General features: G+C 68.9%; 16 protein-coding genes. 9 read left to right on the forward strand and 7 right to left on the reverse strand.

What is annotated here, in order from left to right; translation table 11 throughout:
• Positions 1–45 precede the first annotated feature (45 nt).
• Both ACZYRS_RS09900 and ACZYRS_RS09905 read right to left on the reverse strand, forming a co-directional pair.
• Entirely contained in the window at positions 46–2,241 is a 2,196-nt protein-coding gene (locus ACZYRS_RS09900) for a xanthine dehydrogenase family protein molybdopterin-binding subunit (protein ID WP_463419091.1), read from the reverse strand.
• Position 2,242: 1 nt separating this feature from the next.
• Positions 2,243–2,716 (reverse strand): (2Fe-2S)-binding protein, encoded by a 474-nt coding sequence (locus tag ACZYRS_RS09905; RefSeq protein ID WP_463419092.1) that lies wholly within the window; start codon positions 2,714–2,716, stop codon positions 2,243–2,245.
• Positions 2,717–2,821: 105 nt separating this feature from the next.
• On the opposite strand from ACZYRS_RS09905, the gene ACZYRS_RS09910 reads away from it, so the two are divergent.
• The 3 genes from ACZYRS_RS09910 (at position 2,822) to ACZYRS_RS09920 (ending at position 5,887) form a co-directional block, all read left to right on the forward strand.
• The gene (locus tag ACZYRS_RS09910) at positions 2,822–3,772 is read left to right on the forward strand and encodes a GlxA family transcriptional regulator (protein ID WP_463419093.1); all 951 of its coding nucleotides are present in this window, start codon (positions 2,822–2,824) and stop codon (positions 3,770–3,772) included.
• An 89-nt stretch (positions 3,773–3,861) separates the two neighbouring features.
• Positions 3,862–4,662 carry an SDR family NAD(P)-dependent oxidoreductase gene (locus ACZYRS_RS09915; RefSeq protein WP_463419094.1) on the forward strand — a complete coding sequence of 267 codons (801 nt, stop codon included), beginning with the start codon at positions 3,862–3,864 and terminating at the stop codon, positions 4,660–4,662.
• Between the two features lie 124 nt (positions 4,663–4,786).
• Complete coding sequence (locus ACZYRS_RS09920) at positions 4,787–5,887, forward strand: BMP family ABC transporter substrate-binding protein (RefSeq protein WP_463419095.1); 1,101 nt, start codon at positions 4,787–4,789, stop codon at positions 5,885–5,887.
• Here ACZYRS_RS09920 and ACZYRS_RS09925 read toward each other — a convergent pair whose 3' ends face one another.
• Complete coding sequence (locus ACZYRS_RS09925; RefSeq protein ID WP_463419096.1) at positions 5,888–6,769, reverse strand: LysR family transcriptional regulator; 882 nt, start codon at positions 6,767–6,769, stop codon at positions 5,888–5,890. It lies immediately after the preceding gene.
• A gap of 103 nt (positions 6,770–6,872) precedes the next feature.
• Between ACZYRS_RS09925 and ACZYRS_RS09930 the strand changes: the two genes are divergently transcribed.
• The 6 genes from ACZYRS_RS09930 to ACZYRS_RS09955 all read left to right on the forward strand — a co-directional run bounded on the left by ACZYRS_RS09930 (position 6,873) and on the right by ACZYRS_RS09955 (position 13,096).
• The gene (locus ACZYRS_RS09930; RefSeq protein WP_463419097.1) at positions 6,873–7,478 is read left to right on the forward strand and encodes a short chain dehydrogenase; all 606 of its coding nucleotides are present in this window, start codon (positions 6,873–6,875) and stop codon (positions 7,476–7,478) included.
• Positions 7,475–8,458, forward strand: a complete 984-nt coding sequence (locus ACZYRS_RS09935; protein WP_463419098.1) for an NHL repeat-containing protein — start codon at positions 7,475–7,477, stop codon at positions 8,456–8,458. The genes ACZYRS_RS09930 and ACZYRS_RS09935 overlap by 4 nt, the downstream gene beginning before the upstream one ends.
• 90 nt (positions 8,459–8,548) lie before the next feature.
• Positions 8,549–9,835, forward strand: a complete 1,287-nt coding sequence (gene guaD / locus ACZYRS_RS09940; RefSeq protein ID WP_463419099.1) for a guanine deaminase — start codon at positions 8,549–8,551, stop codon at positions 9,833–9,835.
• 73 nt (positions 9,836–9,908) lie between these two features.
• Positions 9,909–10,475, forward strand: a complete 567-nt coding sequence (dcd, locus tag ACZYRS_RS09945) for a dCTP deaminase (RefSeq protein WP_013542862.1) — start codon at positions 9,909–9,911, stop codon at positions 10,473–10,475.
• 111 nt (positions 10,476–10,586) lie between these two features.
• Positions 10,587–11,477, forward strand: a complete 891-nt coding sequence (gene ypfJ, locus ACZYRS_RS09950; RefSeq protein ID WP_198786880.1) for a KPN_02809 family neutral zinc metallopeptidase — start codon at positions 10,587–10,589, stop codon at positions 11,475–11,477.
• 131 nt (positions 11,478–11,608) lie between these two features.
• Positions 11,609–13,096 (forward strand): DEAD/DEAH box helicase, encoded by a 1,488-nt coding sequence (locus tag ACZYRS_RS09955; RefSeq protein ID WP_463419100.1) that lies wholly within the window; start codon positions 11,609–11,611, stop codon positions 13,094–13,096.
• Between the two features lie 69 nt (positions 13,097–13,165).
• Here ACZYRS_RS09955 and ACZYRS_RS09960 read toward each other — a convergent pair whose 3' ends face one another.
• Genes ACZYRS_RS09960 through ACZYRS_RS09975 form a run of 4 tightly spaced genes read right to left on the reverse strand, consistent with a single transcriptional unit; the run spans position 13,166 to position 17,608 of the window.
• The gene (locus tag ACZYRS_RS09960; protein ID WP_463419101.1) at positions 13,166–14,803 is read right to left on the reverse strand and encodes a rhodanese-related sulfurtransferase; all 1,638 of its coding nucleotides are present in this window, start codon (positions 14,801–14,803) and stop codon (positions 13,166–13,168) included.
• The gene (locus tag ACZYRS_RS09965; RefSeq protein WP_463419102.1) at positions 14,800–15,399 is read right to left on the reverse strand and encodes a cysteine dioxygenase family protein; all 600 of its coding nucleotides are present in this window, start codon (positions 15,397–15,399) and stop codon (positions 14,800–14,802) included. The genes ACZYRS_RS09960 and ACZYRS_RS09965 overlap by 4 nt, the downstream gene beginning before the upstream one ends.
• Entirely contained in the window at positions 15,396–16,376 is a 981-nt protein-coding gene (locus tag ACZYRS_RS09970; protein WP_463419103.1) for an ABC transporter substrate-binding protein, read from the reverse strand. The genes ACZYRS_RS09965 and ACZYRS_RS09970 overlap by 4 nt, the downstream gene beginning before the upstream one ends.
• Positions 16,373–17,608, reverse strand: a complete 1,236-nt coding sequence (locus tag ACZYRS_RS09975) for an acyl-CoA dehydrogenase family protein (protein WP_463419104.1) — start codon at positions 17,606–17,608, stop codon at positions 16,373–16,375. The genes ACZYRS_RS09970 and ACZYRS_RS09975 overlap by 4 nt, the downstream gene beginning before the upstream one ends.
• Positions 17,609–17,610: the final 2 nt, after the last annotated feature.

Here is a 17,610-nt window from a genome sequence, read left to right on the forward strand (position 1 = left end):
GCGCTGTGGGTGCCGTGCGGGCCGGTCGCCGTGACCGGCCGCCGGTCAGGCCGTCTTGAGCAGCTCCGGATCGATCGGCAGCTTGCGCAGCCGCTTGCCCGTCGCCGCGAAGATGGCGTTCGCGAGCGCCGGCGCCAGCCCCGAAGTGCCGGGCTCGCCCATGCCGCCGGGGGCTTCCTTGCTCGCGACGATGTGGGTCTCGATGACCGGCGTTTCGTTCATGCGAACCACGCGCACGTCGTGGAAGTTCGATTGCTCGATGCGCCCGTCCTTCAGCGTCGCCTTGCCCCAGAGCGCGCCCGAGATGCCGAAGATCACGCCGCTCTGCACCTGGGCCTGCACGGTGTCGGGGTTGACGATCACGCCCGCATCCAGCGCGCAGACCACGCGCTTGACGGCCACGTCGCCCGACTTGGTGACCTCCGCATCCACCACCAGCGCCATGAAGGTGCCGAAGGCGAACTGCAGCGACACGCCGCGCCCCTGGCCCGCGGGCAGGGGCTGGCCCCAGCCGGATTTCTCGGCGGCCAGCTTGAGCACCGCCAGCGCGCGCGGGTTCTGCGCGAGCAGCGCGGTGCGGAAGGCGACGGGGTCGGTCTTCGCGGCGGCCGCGAGTTCGTCGATGAAGCTCTCGACCACGAAGACGTTGTGCGTCGGCCCCACGCCGCGCCAGAACGCGGTCGGCACCGGCGGCTCGTGGTTCACGTAGTCGACCAGGATGTTGGGCAGCGCGTAGGGCGGCTTCTCGGCGCCGTCGATGGTCTCGGGGTCGAAGTTGTTGTTGTAGGCCGGCGGCAGCCAGCGCTTGAGGATCGAGGAGCCGGTGATGCGGTGGCTCCATGCGACGGGCTTGCCCTGGGCGTCGAGGCCGGCGCTCACGCGGTCGTAGAAGTAGGGGCGGTACATGTCGTGCTGCGTGTCTTCTTCTCGCGTCCAGATCACCTTGACGGGGCCGTCGACCTTCTGCGCGATCTGCACGGCGCGCGTCACGCTGTCGACCTCCAGCCGCCGGCCGAAGCCGCCGCCCAGCAGGTGGTTGTGCACCGTCACCTTCTCCACCGGCAGGCCCGTGACCGCGGCGGCCGCGGCCTGCGCGCGGGTGAGCACCTGCGTGCCGACCCACACCTCGCAGCTGTCCTTGCGCACGTGCACCGTGCAGTTGAGCGGCTCCATCGCCGCGTGGACGAGGAACGGCACTTCGTAGACGGCCTCCAGGCGCTGCGCGGCGCCCGCCATGGCCTTGGCGTTGTCGCCTTCCTTGCGCACGACCGCGCCCTGTTTCTGCGAAGCCTGGGCCATCGATTGCACGATGCTCTCCGTGCTCACCTTGGCGTTGGCGCCGTCGTCCCATTCGACGACGAGGGCCGCCAGGCCTTTCTTCGCCGCGCCCATGTGGTCGGCGACGACGGCCACGCAGTCGTCCAGCCGCACGACCTGGCGCACGCCGCGCACCTTCAGCGCGGCGGCATCGTCGACGCTGCGCACGCGGCCGCCGAACACCGGCGACTGCTTGAGCGTGGCGACCTTCATGCCGGGCACGCGCGCATCGATGCCGTACATCGCGGTGCCGTTCACCTTGGCGGGCGTGTCCAGGCGCTTGGCGGAGGTGCCGATCAGCTTGAAGTCGGCCTGTGGCTTGAGCTCGACCTTCTCGGGCACGGAGAGCTTGGCCGCATCGGCGACCAGTGCGCCGTACTTGAGGCGGCGCCCGCTCGCGGTGTGGACCACCTCGCCACGCGCGGCGCGGCACGCGGTCGGCTCGACGCGCCAGCGCTGCGCCGCCGCCTGCACGAGCACCGTGCGGGCCGTGGCGCCGGCACGCCGCATCGGCTCGTAGGCGCCGCGGATCGTGGTGGAGCCGCCCGTCACCTGGAAGCCCAGCAGCGGGTTGCCGTAGAGCTTGTCGCTGGGGGGCGCGTGTTCGAGGCGAACGCTGGCGAGGTCGATCTCCAGCTCCTCGGCAATCAGCATCGGGATGCTGGTGTACGTGCCCTGGCCCATTTCGATGAAGCCCATGACCACGGTCACCTGCCCGTCGGGGGCGATGCGCACGAAGGCATTGGGTGTCCAGGGCGCGGCGCCTGCACCGGTCGTGCCCGCCGCATCGGCCGGGGAAGAGGCGGTGCCGAAGCCGACGCCGATGAGCAGGCCACCGCCAATCGCGGCGCCCACCGAGAAAAAGCCGCGGCGCGACAGTGCGGTGTCGGCTTCAGGGGTTGTCGTCAATCGATCGAGGATCATGTCAGGCCACCTTTGCTGCTGTCTTGCCGGAAAGGGCGCGCGCCGCTTCCTTGATGCCGGCGCGGATGCGCAGGTAGGTGCCGCATCGGCAGATGTTGCCGCTCATGGCGCCGTCGATTTCTTCGTCGGTGGGCGAGGTGTTCTTGGCGAGGAGGGCCGTGGCCGACATCAGCTGGCCCGATTGACAGTAGCCGCATTGCACGACTTCCAGGTCGAGCCAGGCCTTCTGCAGTGCGCGCCCGACGCGCGTGCCCGCGAGCGATTCGATGGTGCTCACGTTGGCCTTGGCCACCGATTCGACCGGCGTGATGCACGAGCGCGTGGCCACGCCGTCGATGTGCACCGTGCAGGCCCCGCACATTCCGAGGCCGCAGCCGAACTTGGTGCCCGTCATGCCGAGCACGTCGCGCAGCACCCAGAGCACGGGCGTGTCGCCGTCGACGTCGACCGGGCGATCGATTCCATTGACTTTCATAGAGCTTCTTTCTTGTGGCGCCGCGTGGGACGGCTGGTTGACCGGTGGGAGGATGTCACGTAGCCTTTAGACCGGAATGTCGAAATTACCTCTTTTCAGGACATCATGCACAAGCGCATCGCCGTTGTCGTTTTTCCGGGCTTCCAGATCCTCGACCTGGCCGCCGTCGCTGCCTTCGAGCTGGCCAACAAGCACGCGGGCAAGCCGGTCTACAAGGTCGAACTGCTGTCGGAAACCGGCGGCACCATTTCCAGTTCGTCGGGCATCGGCGTCGAGACGAAGCGGCTGACCGCATCGAAGTTCGACACGCTGGTGATGACCGGCGCGCTCACCATCGAGCCGACCTCCACAGGGCTGTGCAGGATGCTGCGCGCGGGCGAGCGCAGTTCGCGCCGCATTGCCAGCATCTGCACCGGCGCCTTCGGCCTGGCGGATGCGGGTCTGCTGGACGGCCGGCGCGTGACCACGCACTGGGCCTTCGCGCAGGAACTGCAGAAGCGCCATCCGCAGGCCAAGGTGCAGCCGGACCGCATCTTCATCAACGATGGTTCGCTCTGGACATCGGCCGGCATGACGGCGGGCATCGACCTGATGCTCGCGCTGGTGGAGGAGGACCTGGGCGTGGAGGCCGCGCGCATGGTCGCCAAGAACCTCGTCGTGTACCACCGCAGGGCAGGCGGTCAATCGCAATACTCGGCGCTGCTCGAGCTCGAGCCCAAGTCCGACCGCATCCAGCAGGCGCTGGTGCATGCGCGCGCCAACCTGCGCGACGCGCTCTCGGTCGAAGACCTCGCCGAGGTGGCGCACCTGAGCCCGCGCCAGTTCAGCCGCGCCTTCAAGTCGGAAACCGGCCAGTCGCCCGCGCAGGCGGTGGAGCACCTGCGCGTGGAGGCGGCGAAGGCGCTGATCGATGCGGGCGGACTGGCGCTCAACGTCGTGGCCGACGAAACGGGCTTCGGCGATCCCGAGCGCATGCGCCGCGCGTTCCTGCGCACGCTGGGCCAGCCGCCGCAGGCCGTGCGAAGGGTGGCGAGGCAAATCCTCGAGGCGGCCTAAAAGGTGGGATATACGACATTTACGCCATCGCACTGACGGAGGAAACTTCCTTTCATGCCGCAACCACGCGGCTTCCAAAGGAACCTCCAATGACTGCGACATCCAAGGGCACCGCCCTCATCACCGGCGCTTCTTCAGGCATCGGCGCCATCTATGCCGACCGGCTCGCCCGCCGCGGCTTCGACCTCGTGCTGGTCGCGCGAAATCAAGACCGCCTGCAGGCGCTGGCCGCCAAGCTCACGGCCGAGACGGGCCGCAAGATCGAGACGATCGCCGCCGACCTCACGGACAAGAAAGACATCGCGCGCGTCGAAGCCGCCATCCGCACCAACCGCGAGCTCACGCTGCTGGTGAACAACGCCGGCGTCGGCGCCACCGCGCCGCTGCTCGCCTCGGACATCGAGAAGATGGAAGAGATGATCGCGATCAACGTGAACGCGCTCACGCGCCTGACCTATGCGGCCGTGCCGGGCTTCGTGGCGCGCGGTGCGGGCACGCTGGTGAACATCGCGTCCATCGTGGCGGTGTCGCCCGAAACGCTCAACGGCGTTTACGGCGGCAGCAAAGCCTTCGTGCTCGCGTTCAGCCAGTCGCTGCAGCACGAACTCGGCGAGAAGGGCGTGCGCGTGCAGGCCGTGCTGCCGGGCGCGACGGCCACCGAGTTCTGGGACATCGCCGGCCTGCCCGTGAAGCACCTGCCGAGCGCGATCGTGATGAGCGCGGCGGACATGGTCGATGCGGCGCTCGCGGGGCTCGACCAAGGCGAGAAGGTCACGATTCCCTCGCTGCCGAGCCAGGACGAGTGGGACGCCTTCGATGCGGCGCGGCGTGCCATGTCGGGCCGGATCTCGAGCTCGGTGCCTGCATCGCGCTACGGCGTTACGGCTTGAAGGGAACGAGCGCGGAGGCAGCCGCAGTGGCCTGAAAACGGTCGCACTAAAATCCGAATCCCGCAGTTGGGCGTCCCGGCCGGCTGCGGGTTTTTGCTTTTCCGGGGCCATGTAGAGGACCACCATGTACAAAAACCTCGCGGGCCGCGCCGTTCTGGCGTGGGCAGCCGCCTGCTTTTTATCTCCCGCTTTTTCGCAACCGCAGGCTTCGAAGGAACCGCTGAAGATCGGCTTCGTCTACGTCACGCCGGTCACCGATGCCGGCTGGGTGCGCCAGCACGAAGAGGGCCGCAAGGCGGTCGATGCGGCGCTCGGCGCAAAGGTGAAGAGCACCTTCGTGGAGAACGTGGCCGAAGGCGCCGATGCCGAGCGCGTGATCCGCGATCTTGCGCAGCAGGGCAACCGGCTCATCTTCACGCCCAGCTTCGGCTACATGGAGCCGACACTGAAGGTGGCGCGCGATTTTCCCGATGTGAAGTTCGAGTCGATCACGGGCTACAAGCCCACGGCCAACGTCGCGACCGCCAATGCGCGCTACTACGAAGGCCGCTATCTCGCGGGCATCGCGGCAGGGCGCATGACGAAGACGAATGTCGCGGGCTATGTGGCGGGCTTTCCGATTCCCGAGGTGCTGCAGGGCATCAACGCATTCACGCTCGGCATGCGCTCGGTGAACCCGAATGCCAAGGTCGTCGTGGTGTGGCTCAACGAGTGGTTCGATCCGCCCAAGGAGCGCGATGCGGCGATGGCGCTCTTCAACCAGAACGCCGATGTCGTTGCGTTCCACACCGGCTCCACGGCCGTGATGGCGGCTGCGCAGGAGCGCGGCAAGATGGCCATCGCGTACCACTCCGACATGCGCAAGATCGCGCCCGATGCGCAGCTCGTCGCGGTCACGCACCAGTGGGGCGGCTACTACACGCAGCGCGCGAAGGCGGTGCTCGACGGCAGCTGGAAGAGCGGCAATCTCTGGGGCGGCGTGAAGGAAGGAATGATCCGCGTCGGCGACTTCGGCACCAAGGTGCCCAAGGCCGTGCAGCAGGAGGTGCTCGCGCGCCAGCAGGACATCGCGGCCGGCAAGCTGCAGCCGTTTCGCGCGGTGGCCGCCGATGTGCGCGACAACGAGGGCCGCGTCGTGATCGCCAAGGGCGCGCAGCTGGGCGACGAGCAGATCCTCAAGATGAACTGGCTGGTCGACGGCGTGCAGGGGCGCGTGACGCGCTAGCTAACCCAAGCGCTCGACCACGAAGTCGACGAAGGTGCGCAGCTTGGCGCTCGGCCGCGCTTCGGGCAATCGCATGATGTGCACGGGGCGCGTCGGCAGTTGCCACTCGGGCAGCAGCTGAACCACCTGGCCCGCGGCCAGGGCGGGGCCGAGCAGCGCATCGGCCTGCACGATCACCCCCACGCCGGCCATCGCGGCCGCGAGCAGGGCCTGCCCGTTGTTGGTGGTGAGCGGGCCGCGCACCGGCACATGCACCGTCTGCCCGTCGCGCGTGAAGCGCCATGAATGGTTCGGGCCCCAGGTGGCGAAGCCCAGCAGCGGAAAGGCCTCCAGGTCCGACGGGTGCTTCGGCTGGCCGTGGCGCGCGACCCAGGCGGGGCTCGCGACCGCGAACATGCGCGCCAGGGCGAGCGGCCGCGCGATGAGGCGTTCATCGACCGCCGCGCCCGAGCGGATGCCGCAGTCGAAGCCCTCTTCGGCCAGGTCGACCACGCGGTCGTTCAGCACCAGGTCCACCTTCACCTGCGGATAGGCGGCGATGTAGTCGCCGATCACCGGTGTGAGCCGGTGCGCGCCATAGGCCACGGGCGCCGTGACGCGCAGCACGCCCTGCGGCATGGCGCGCAGCGACTCGGCCACGCCGTCGGCGGTGTGCACGCTCGCGAGCACGTCGCGGCAGCGCTCCAGGTAGGCCGCGCCGATTTCCGTGAGGGCGTGGCGCCGCGTGGTGCGCTCGAGCAGGCGCGCGCCCAGCTGGTCTTCGAGCGCGCGGATGTGCTTGCCGACCATCACCGCCGAGAGATCGAGCGCCTCGGCCGCCGCGGCGAAGCTGCCCGCGTCCACCGTCGCGACGAAGACTTCCATGGCGCGCAGCTTGTCCATATTGAGAACCCAGGGTTTCGAATTGCCGAACCGGATGGCAATTTATCAAACTATCCATTCGCAAAACAATGGGCGCTTCCTGATTCATTTGGCGAGGTTTCTCATGAAGATTCTTGTGGTGGGCGCTACGGGCGCCATAGGCAGTGCGGTGGCCCAGGTGCTGGCCGAACGCGGGCACGAGGTGGTGCGGGCGGGGCGCACGCGCGGTGACGTGCAGGTCGACATCACCAATGACGCGAGCGTCCAGGCGCTGTATGCGGCGGTGGGGCGCGTCGATGCGATCGTCTCGGCGACGGGCGGCCTCTTCTTCGGCCCGCTCGCCGACATGCGGCCGGCTGATTTCAACGTCGGCCTGCAGGACAAGCTGCTCGGCCAGGTGCGGCTCGCGCTGCTGGGCCAGCACGTTCTGGCCGATGGCGGCTCGATCACGCTGACCACGGGCGTCGCGGCCGAAGACCCGGTTCGCGGGGGAAGCAATGCGGCGGCGGTGAATACGGGGGTCGAGGGTTTCGTGAAAGGCGCGGCGATCGAGCTGCCGCGGGGCCTGCGCATCAATGCGGTGAGCCCGACGCTGCTGACCGAATCGCTGGCCGCGTATGGCGCGCTCTTTCCGGGCGTCGAGACCGTGCCGGCCGCGCGCGTGGCGCTGGCCTATGTGCGCAGCATCGAAGGTCCGCTGACGGGGCGCGTGTTGCGCGTGTGGCAATGAGCAGGCGCACACGGTTGGCCGGCGCGTTGCTCGCGCTCGCCATGACCGCGGCCACCGCCGCACCGCCCGACGTGCAGGCGCTGCCCGAGGACTGGTATCCGGAAAGCGTCGCCATCGGACCGGACGGTGCCTTCTACGTCGGCAGCTGGCGCCAAGGCGCCGTTGCGAAATTGAAGCCAGGCGCCGCGCCGAAGGCCCAGGTGCTGGTGAAGCCCGGTGCCGATGGCCTCGCGAACGGGCAGGGCGTGCTGGTCGATGCGAAACACGGGGCCCTGTGGGTCTGCTCGGGCAACAGCGGCTTCACCACCGTGCCGCAGACGCCGAGCGCGCTCAAGCGCTACGACCTCGTCACCGGCGCGCCGCGCGCGAGCTACGCGATGCCCGATGCAGGCTACTGCAACGACCTGGCGCAAGACGCGCGCGGCAACCTGTACGTGACGGACTCGTTTCATCCGCGCGTGCTGCGGCTCGCGCCGGGCGCGGCCGCGCTCACGGTCTGGAAGGAAGACCCGGCGCTCGCCGGCGAAGGCCCCTACAAGGGACTGAACGGCATTGCCATCGATGGCGGGCGCGACGTCTACGTGAGCCTCGTGGCGGCGTCGTCGCACCTGCTGCGCATCGGGTTGAACGCGGACGGCCAGGCCGGCGAGGTCACGCGCATCGAGGCGCCGCGCGTGATGAAGAACGTCGACGCGATCCGCGCGTGGAAGCCCGGGCGGCTGGTGCTGTTCGAGAGCAATGCCTTCGGCGACGGGCCGTACGGCGGGCAGGTCACGGTGGCGCGCGTCGATGGCGCGAAGCTCGGCCTGCAAACGGTGGTGGCCGGGCTCAACGATCCGTCGTCGGGCGCGGTGCGGGGCGATCGCGTCTATTTCATCGAGTCGAAGTACGCGCTGCTCACGAAGCGCAAGGACGGCGACGGGGCCGTGCCGCGCGGCGTGCCCTTCGACATCCAGTCGCACGCGCTGCCGCGGGATTGAGGGGGCGGCGGAGAGTGCATTCGGCATATAGCACTCATATGCGCATGGAAATTGCGGTGGCGCGGGGCTGGATTACCCTCCGCAGCCACGATGAAAAAAGCCTACCGCGCCTCCCTCCTGCGATTCGACGACGCGGGCCTGCCCGTTTTCGATGAAGACGGCCTGCTGGTCGTCGCCCCCGATGCCGCCGGCCGCCAGCGCGTCGTCGATGCCGGCAGCCACGCCGCCGTGTCGCCGCGCCACCCCGATGCGGACGTGGCCCACCTGCCGGGCCGCATCCTCGCGCCGGGCTTCGTGGACATGCACATCCACTTTCCGCAGACCGACATCATCGGCGCGCCGTCGCCGGGCCTCTTGCCCTGGCTCGAGAACTACACCTTCCCCGCCGAGAGCAAGTTCGTCGACCCGGCGCATTCGCGCGAAGTGGCCGATGTGTTCTTCGACGAGCTGCTGCGCAACGGCGTGACCACCTCGCTCACCTTCGCGACCTCGCACGTCGCCTCGGTCGATGCCTTCTTCGAGAGCGCGCGGCGCCGCGGGCTGCGCATGATCACCGGCAAGGTGCTGCAGGACCGCAACTCGCCCGACGGTGTGCGCGACGAAACCGAGCAGAGCCTCGTCGACACCGAATCGCTGATCCGCAAATGGCACAACGTGGATCGCCTGGGCTACGCCATCACGCCGCGCTTCGCGCCCACCAGCACCGATGCGCAGATGCGCGGCGCCGGCGAGCTGGCCGCGAAGTACGGCGACACCTGGATCCAGTCGCACGTGGCCGAGAACCGCGACGAGGTGCAGTGGGCGCGCGAGCTCTACCCGAAGTCGCGCTCGTACCTGGACGTGTACGCGGGCTTCGGCCTGATGCGCGAGCGCGCCGTGTACGCGCACTGCATCTACATCGACGACGAAGACCGCCGCCTGATGCGCGAGACGAAAACGGCCGCGGCCGTGAGCCCGACGAGCAATCTCTTCCTGGGCAGCGGCTTCTTCGACTTCGGCGCGGCCGACCGCATCGAGTCGCCCTACGGCCTTGCGAGCGACGTGGGCGGCGGCACCAGCTTCAGCCCGTTCCACACCATGCTGGCCGCCTACTACGTGGGCCGCGAGGGCCAGACCAAGACCGGCCTGAGCATCCCGCCCTCGCGCCTGTGGTGGCACCACACCGGCGGCGCGGCGCGTTCGCTGGGGCTGGGTGGCGTGGTCGGCAATCTGCAGCCGGGGTGCGAGGCCGACTTCCTGGTGCTGAACCCGTCGGCCACGCCGCTGCTGGCGCGCAAGACGAAGCTGGCGAACACGCTGGAAGAATTGCTCTTCGCGATGATCGTGCTGGGCGACGACCGGCTGATCGAGCGCACGGTGATTTCGCAGGCGGGCTGAGCGGGGAGGGCGGACCGTTTGGCGCGTGCCACAATTCGCGCCATTCCCCCCGCAGCAGCATCAGCGACCGCATATGAGCATCAAGAGCGACAAATGGATTCGGCGCATGGCCGAGCAGACCGGCATGATCGAGCCCTTCGAGCCCGGCCAGGTGCGCGAGGCCTCCGGCCACAAGATCATCAGCTACGGCACCTCCAGCTACGGCTACGACATCCGTTGCGCGCCTGAGTTCAAGGTCTTCACCAACATCCACAGCACGGTGGTCGACCCGAAGAACTTCGACGAGAAGAGCTTCGTGGACATGCACGGCGACTACTGCATCATCCCGCCCAACAGCTTCGCGCTGGCGCGCACCGTCGAGTACTTCCGCATCCCGCGCAACGTGCTGACCATTTGCCTGGGCAAGAGCACGTACGCGCGCTGCGGGATCATCGTCAACGTGACCCCGTTCGAGCCCGAATGGGAAGGCTACGTGACGCTGGAATTCAGCAACACCACGCCGCTGCCGGCCAAGATCTACGCGGGCGAAGGCTGCGCGCAGGTGCTGTTCTTCGAGAGCGACGAAGTCTGCGAGACCAGCTACAAGGACCGCGGCGGCAAGTACCAGGGCCAGCGCGGCGTCACTCTGCCGAAAACCTGACGCGCCGCCGGGTTCGGCACTGACGCCCGGTTACCCCGGGCCGTCCCGGGGCAAGTACCATCCAGAAACTATCCGGCAACAGTTGTTGTGCACGCTGGGAAGGAGACTGCGATGAGATGGGAAGGCAACGAACAATCGGACAACGTTGAAGATCGCCGCGGCGAAGGTGGTGGAGGCGGCGGTGGCGGCGGCTTCATCGGCGGTCGCGGCATCGGCATCGGCACCATCGCGGTCGCGCTGATCGCCGGCTGGGTCTTCGGCATCAACCCGCTCACCGTGCTGAGCCTGCTCAGCGGCGGCGGCGGTCCGGCCCAGGTGCAGCAGGCGCCGCAGGGCCCCGCGCCCAAGCCGCCGTCGGGCGATCGCGAAGCGGCCTTCGTCTCCACCGTGCTCAAGAACACCGAAGTGGTGTGGACCGACATCTTCCGGCAGAACGGCGGCAGCTACCAGGCGCCCCGGCTCGTGCTGTTCCGCGGCGCCACGCCCACGGCCTGCGGCACCGGGCAATCGGCCATGGGCCCGTTCTACTGCCCGGGCGACAAGAAGGTCTACATCGACCTCGGTTTCTACGAGACGCTCAAGAACCAGCTCGGCGCGCCGGGCGAGTTCGCGCAGGCCTACGTCATCGCGCACGAGGTCGGCCACCACGTGCAGGACGAGCTGGGCATCACCGCCAAGGTCGACGGCATGCGCGGGCGGCTGAGCCAGTCGCAGAACAACGCGGTGAGCGTGCGCGTCGAGCTGCAGGCCGACTGCTTTGCGGGCGTGTGGGCGCACCACTCGCAGGAATCGAAGAAGTGGCTCGACCCGGGCGACATCGAGGCCGCCATGAACGCCGCGCAGAAGATCGGCGACGACGCGCTGCAGCGTTCCGCGGGCCGCGCGGTGGTGCCCGACAGCTTCACCCACGGCTCCAGCGCACAGCGCCAGAAGTGGTTCGGCGCGGGTTACCAGAGCGGCGACATGAAGTCTTGCGACACCTTCAATGCGCGCAACCTCTGACATTCATCGGCTGCAACAGCCCGTGGTCATTGGCTTTGATGCTATTGAATAAATAGCAATATCGGCGGCACGGACGTTGTCACCGCGCCGTCACTGCCGTTTTTTGCGGCAATGCGACAATAACGGGCTCAATGACAAGCTCCTTCTCCAATCTATCGCTGGCAGAACCGCTGGCCCGCGCCGTAGCCGAAATGGGCTACGAGACCATGACACCGATCCAGGAGCAGGCCATTCCGGTCGTGCTTTCGGGCCAGGATGTGATGGGCGCCGCGCAGACCGGCACCGGCAAGACGGCAGCGTTCTCGCTCCCCCTGCTGCAGCGCATGCTCAAGCACGAAAACGCCTCCACCTCGCCCGCGCGGCACCCGGTGCGCGCGCTCGTGCTGCTGCCCACGCGCGAGCTGGCCGACCAGGTCGCGCAACAGGTCAAGCTGTACGCCAAGTACACGAACCTGCGCAGCACGGTGGTGTTCGGCGGCATCGACATGAAGCCGCAGACGCTGGAACTGAAGAGGGGCGTCGAGGTGCTGGTGGCCACGCCGGGGCGCCTGCTGGATCACATCGAAGCCAAGAACGCGGTGCTCAACCAGGTCGAATACGTCGTGCTCGACGAGGCCGACCGCATGCTGGACATCGGCTTCCTGCCCGATCTGCAGCGCATCCTGAGCTACCTGCCCAAGCAGCGGACCACGCTGCTGTTCTCGGCCACGTTCTCGCCTGAAATCAAGCGGCTGGCCGGCAGCTACCTGCAGAACCCGGTCACCATCGAAGTGGCGCGGCCGAACGAAACGGCCTCCACCGTCGAGCAGCATTTCTACAGCGTGTCGGACGACGACAAGCGCCGTGCGCTCAAGCAGATCGTCAAGCAGCGCGGCATCACGCAGGCCTTCGTGTTCGTCAACAGCAAGCTCGGCTGCGCGCGCCTCGCACGCTCGCTGGAGCGCGACGGTCTGCGTACCACCGCACTGCACGGCGACAAGAGCCAGGACGAACGCCTGAAGGCGCTCGCCTCGTTCAAGGCCGGCGAAGTCGACCTGCTGGTGTGCACCGACGTCGCGGCCCGGGGCCTCGACATCAAGGATGTGCCCGCCGTCTTCAACTTCGACATTCCGTTCAACGCCGAAGACTACGTGCACCGCATCGGCCGCACCGGCCGCGCCGGCGCCTCGGGCCTGGCCGTGAGCTTTGCCAGCGGCGGCAACGATGCCCGCCTGGTGGCCGACATCGAGAAGCTCATCAAGAAGAAGATCGAGCTCGAACCCGTCGAATTCGAGGAAGACCGCCCGCGCGGCCGCATCAACGACGGACGCCGCCACTGGCGCGAAGAAGGCGAAGCCGGCGATGCACGCGACGTGCTCGACCAGCCGCGCGAACGCAGCACCAGCAGCAGCTTCGGTGCCGACGCCCCCCGCCGTGGCACCGGCGGTGGCGGACGCCCGCACCGTGCGCCTTCGGCACCGCGCGATCCGTTCTTCGACAAGCCTTACGAGCCGGGCGAGGCCGATGCCACGCCGGCATGGGAAGCCGCCGCCAAGGCAGCGCCCGCGCGCGGCATTTCGAGCAACATCAAGAGCAAGCGCAAGGTCGCGGCGCTGTTCAAGAGCGCAGAGCCGAGCTGATCGGTTCCAACGCTGCGAAAAAAAGGCCGGGTGATCCCCCGGCCTTTTTCTTTGGCGCATCCTGAGCGGTCAGATCACCTTGAAATGATGTGTCCCGTCGCGCCCCAGTTGCTCGACGAGGCCGTACTCCCAATCGAGGTACGCCTGCATGGCCTCCGCGGGCGCATCGGTGCCTTCGTAGGGGCGGCGATAGCGATCGGTGCGCGCCGTCGCAAGGTGCATCTCGCCGGTCTCCGCTTCGAGGCCTGCTGCGAACCATGCCGCATTGCCACCAGCGAGCACCAGCACTTCGACATCACGCTGGCCACGCGCATCGAGCAGCGCGCGCAGGTCGGCCGCGGCATAGCGCGCGAGCAGGCTGCTGCCGCACGTCAGCACATAGCGCTGCGATGCAGGAATCACCGCATCGATCGCACCCGCGAGCTGCGCGCGAATCACGTACCAGGCGCCGGGGATGTGCCGCTTCACGTAGTTCGCGCTGGTGGTCACGTCGAGCACGGCGGTGCCGGGGTGTTTCAGCAAATCGGCCAGCGCCTTGGGCGCGATCTCTCCGACGGCGGCCGCAACCGGCGGGTAGGCGGGCGAGGGCGCAGCCTTCTCGGTGAACGCAGAAGCGGAAGGCGCCACGTCGGGCACATAGACCTCCCACCCCATCTGCGCGAGCCACGACGCGCTCATCGACGCGCGCACGCCATCGTCGTCCGCCAGCACGATGCGCGCGCCGCGCACGGGCACCTGGTGATCCGTCTCCTGCACCAGCTGTCCACCGGGCGCGCTCGCAAAGCCGGGCAGATGGCCTGCCGCATATTCCTCGGGCGTGCGCACATCGAAGCGATAGACGGTGCGGTGCGGCGCCTCCAGCGTCTGCAACGCGTCGAGCGCGATGCGCCGCACGCCGGCCGCATCGGCCACGCGCCGCGCATCGGCCTCTGCCTGCTTGCGATGCGCCTCCGACACCGCGGCAGGCGCCTGCCGGCCCGCCCCATGGTCCAGCACCTGCCCCGCGAGCTTCCAGCCGATGGTGCCGTTGCGCAGCGCCGCCACCGGGTTCGGAATGCCCGCATTCACCAGCGACTGCGTGCCGATGATGCTGCGCGTGCGCCCCGCGCAATTGACGATCACCTGCGTGGCCGGATCGGGCGCGAGCTCGCGTACGCGCAGCACCAGTTCCGCGCCGGGCACGCTCGTGGCCGACGGGATGCTCATCGTCTGGTACTCGTCGAAGCGGCGCGCATCGAGCACCACCACGTTGGCCTTGGCCTCGACCAGCGCCTTCACTTCGGGCGCGGAGAGCGAGGGCGTGTGCCGCTCGTGTTCGACCAGTTCGCCGAACGACTTGCTCGGCACGTTCACGTCGCGGAACAGCTCGCCGCCCGCCGCGTGCCAGCCTTCCAGGCCGCCTTCGAGCAGGTGCACGTTCGTGTAGCCGAGCGCGGCGAAGGTGCGCGCGGCGAGCGGCGCGAGATCGGTGCCGCCGTGCGCGCCGTACAGCACGATGAACGTGTCCCGCCGCGGAATGCGTCGCCAGGCCTCGACCTCGATCTTCGAGAGCGGCAGGTTCGCGGCCCACAGCGGATGTTCCTGCGCGAACGGGTCTTCCTCGCGCACATCGAGCAGCGCCGTCTCTTCGCGCGCGAGGAGGCGTTCGCGTACAGCGGCAAAGGACACAGCGGCAAAGGACACAGGGGGAAAGGCAGCGGTCGTCATGCGAAGGTCGATCTGAGTTCTTCGGAGCGGTCCCAGAGGTTGGGAAGCAGCGTGTTGGAGTAGCCCGAGACGAAGGGCTTGCGCCCGCCCTCGGCCGGGTAAGTATGCCGCCGTACCGCGCCGATGTTGGCGCCGTAGACGTGGATGCTGATCGACAGGCGGTCGGCATGCGCGTTGTGCACGCGGTGCACGTCGCCGACGGTGGGCGACACGGCCTCCACGTCGCCCGCATCGAGCCGCACCGCCTCGCCGTGCGGCTGCGCGCGGCCCTCGCCGTCGAACGCATAACCCTGGCTGTACTCCGCGCCGCGCAGCATGCCGATGAGGCCCCACACCGTGTGGTCGTGGATCGGCGTGGCCTGCCCCGGCCCCCAGACGAAGCTCACGACCGAGAAGCGCTCGGTGCTGTCGGCATGCAGCAAGAACTGCTGGTAGCGCGCGGGGTCGGGGCGGGCGAAGGCATCGGGCAGCCAGTCGTCGCGCGCCACCAGCGTGCGCAGCAGCGCGCCGCCTTCGGAGAGGATGCGCGGTTCGTCGGGCGCGCTGTCGAGCAGCCGGCCGAAAGCGCCGACGAAGTCGCGCAGCGGCGCGATCACGCGGAGCGCTTCCAGAGCTGGGTGTCGGTGATGGCGCGCACGTCCACGCGCACCGGCAGGATGCCGTCGCGCGCCGAGCGATCGGCCACGGCCTGCAACAGGGCGATGTCCGCCTCGCTCACCGGCCGGCCCGCCACCGACGCACGCGCCGTGATGATGCGCGCCGACTCGATCGGCAAGCGCGTGAGCTGGCTGTACGCCTGCGCATAGGCCTCGGGATTGGCCAGCGCCCAGTCGCCCGCGCGGCCCAGCCGGTCCAGGAACTGCACGATGGCCGCGCGCCGGGCCGGATCGGCCAGCGAATGCTCGCTCGCGGTGATGAAACCGAGGGCGGTGTTGATGCCGCGCCCATCGCGCAGGATGCGCCCGCCCTGTTGCACCGCGATCGTGTAGTACGGATCGAAGACGGCCCATGCGTCGATCTGCTTCGATGCGAAAGCGGCCGCCGCATCGGTCGGCAGCACGAACTTCACCGTCACTTCGCTGCGCGGCACGCCGGCTTCTTCGAGCGCGCCGTAGAGCTGGTACTGCGAGATGCTGCCGCGCGCCGACGAGACGATCACCGTCCTGCCGCGCAGATCGGCCACGCTGCGCAGCTTTGAGTCGGGCTGCACCACGATGCCCAGCGAATCGGCCTTGCCGACGCGCGTGGCGACGATCTTCAGCGGCGTCTTGCCGACGGCCGCGGCCAGCACCGGCAGGTCGCCGGCCATCGCGGTGTCGACGGCCGCGCTGCGTTGCGCCTCGAACAGCGGCGCGGCCCCTTGGAAATTGGCCCAGCGGTAGGCGAACGGCGCGCCTTCGAGCGCTTTCGACGCCTCGAACAGCGAACGCAAGCCGCCGGCCTGGTCGCCGAGGATCAGCGTGGTCTGCGGCTGCGCCCACGCACGCAGCGTGCCGGTCGCGGCCAGCGAGAGCGCCGCGCCCTGCTTCAACCAGTTGCGGCGCGAGGCGCTGGAGAACAGCAGATCGGTCATGCGGAAACTCCCGCCGGCAGCAGCGCGCGCTTGCCCGCACTGACCAGGATCGCGTCGTTCTGCGGCGTGTGGATGCGGCTGCACAGCACGTCGCGGTAGTGGCGCTCCAGCGGGTTCTGCCGTGTGAGGCCGTGGTTGCCGCTCAGCTGCAGCGCCAACTCGACCACGCGGATCGCGTTGTTCGTCACCGTGTACTTGAGGAGGCCGCTGTCGGTGGCCGGCTGCGCGTGGCCGCTGTCGACGGCCGAGGCCGCGTCGTCGAGCAGCACGCGGCTGGTGCGCAGCAGCGCCTCGATCTCGCCGACATGCTCCTGCACGCGCGGCAGGCTCGCGAGCGGCGCGCCCAGGCTGCCGGGCGCGCGCTGGTTCAAAAAGCTCACCAGCCAGTCGCGCGCGGCTTGCGCCACCGCGTCGTAGAGGCTGCCGAGCAGCACGACCATCCAGGCCTGCTGGGTGGCGTGCGCGTCGATGTCGGTCTGGCTGCCGGCGTCGGGCGCCCAGTCGGCGGGCGTGCGCAGGTCGACCGCGTGGTCCAGCTCGATCGCGACGTTCTCGAAGATCACTTCGTGGCTGCCCGAGGCGCGCAGGCCCAGGTGGTCCCAGCTGGCGATCACGCGCACGCCGGGGGCGCGGCGCGGCACCAGGAACACGCCGGTGCGCGGCGTCGCCTCGTCGGTGCGCGCCCACACGGCGAGCCAGGTCAGGCCCTCGATGCCGGTGGTGTAGAGCTTGTGGCCTTCGATCGTCCAGCCGTTGCCTTCGCGCCGTGCGACGGTCGATGGCAGCCCGCCGCGCGAGGGCGAACCGAGCGCCGGCTCCACGCGCAGCGCGTTGATGAGCGCACCGCGCTCCACCGCGTCGCGCGCCACGCGTTCGCGCAGTTGCGGCGGCCAGCGGTTGTCGCCGCGCGTGAGCGCATGGTGCTGCAGGTAGGTCATCGTGAGGATCAGCGCCGTGGCCGGCTCGCCGCGCGCCACGGCCGCGATCACGCGCCGGGCCGTCGCCAGCGTGGCGCTGCCGCCGCCGTGTACCGCGGGGGCGACGAGGCCGATGATGCCGCTCGCCTGCAGCGCCTCGAAGTTCTCTTGCGGGAAGGCGCCGCTGCGGTCGTGGTCGGCGGCGGTGGCCGCGAACTGTGCCGACAGCCGGGCCAGCAGCGTGGCATCGACGGTGGCGGAAGGGGATGGTTCTTCAGGCGTGGCCGACAGGCGGCGCAAGGGGAGTGCACTCATGG

The organism is Variovorax sp. AC194, assembly GCF_979257995.1.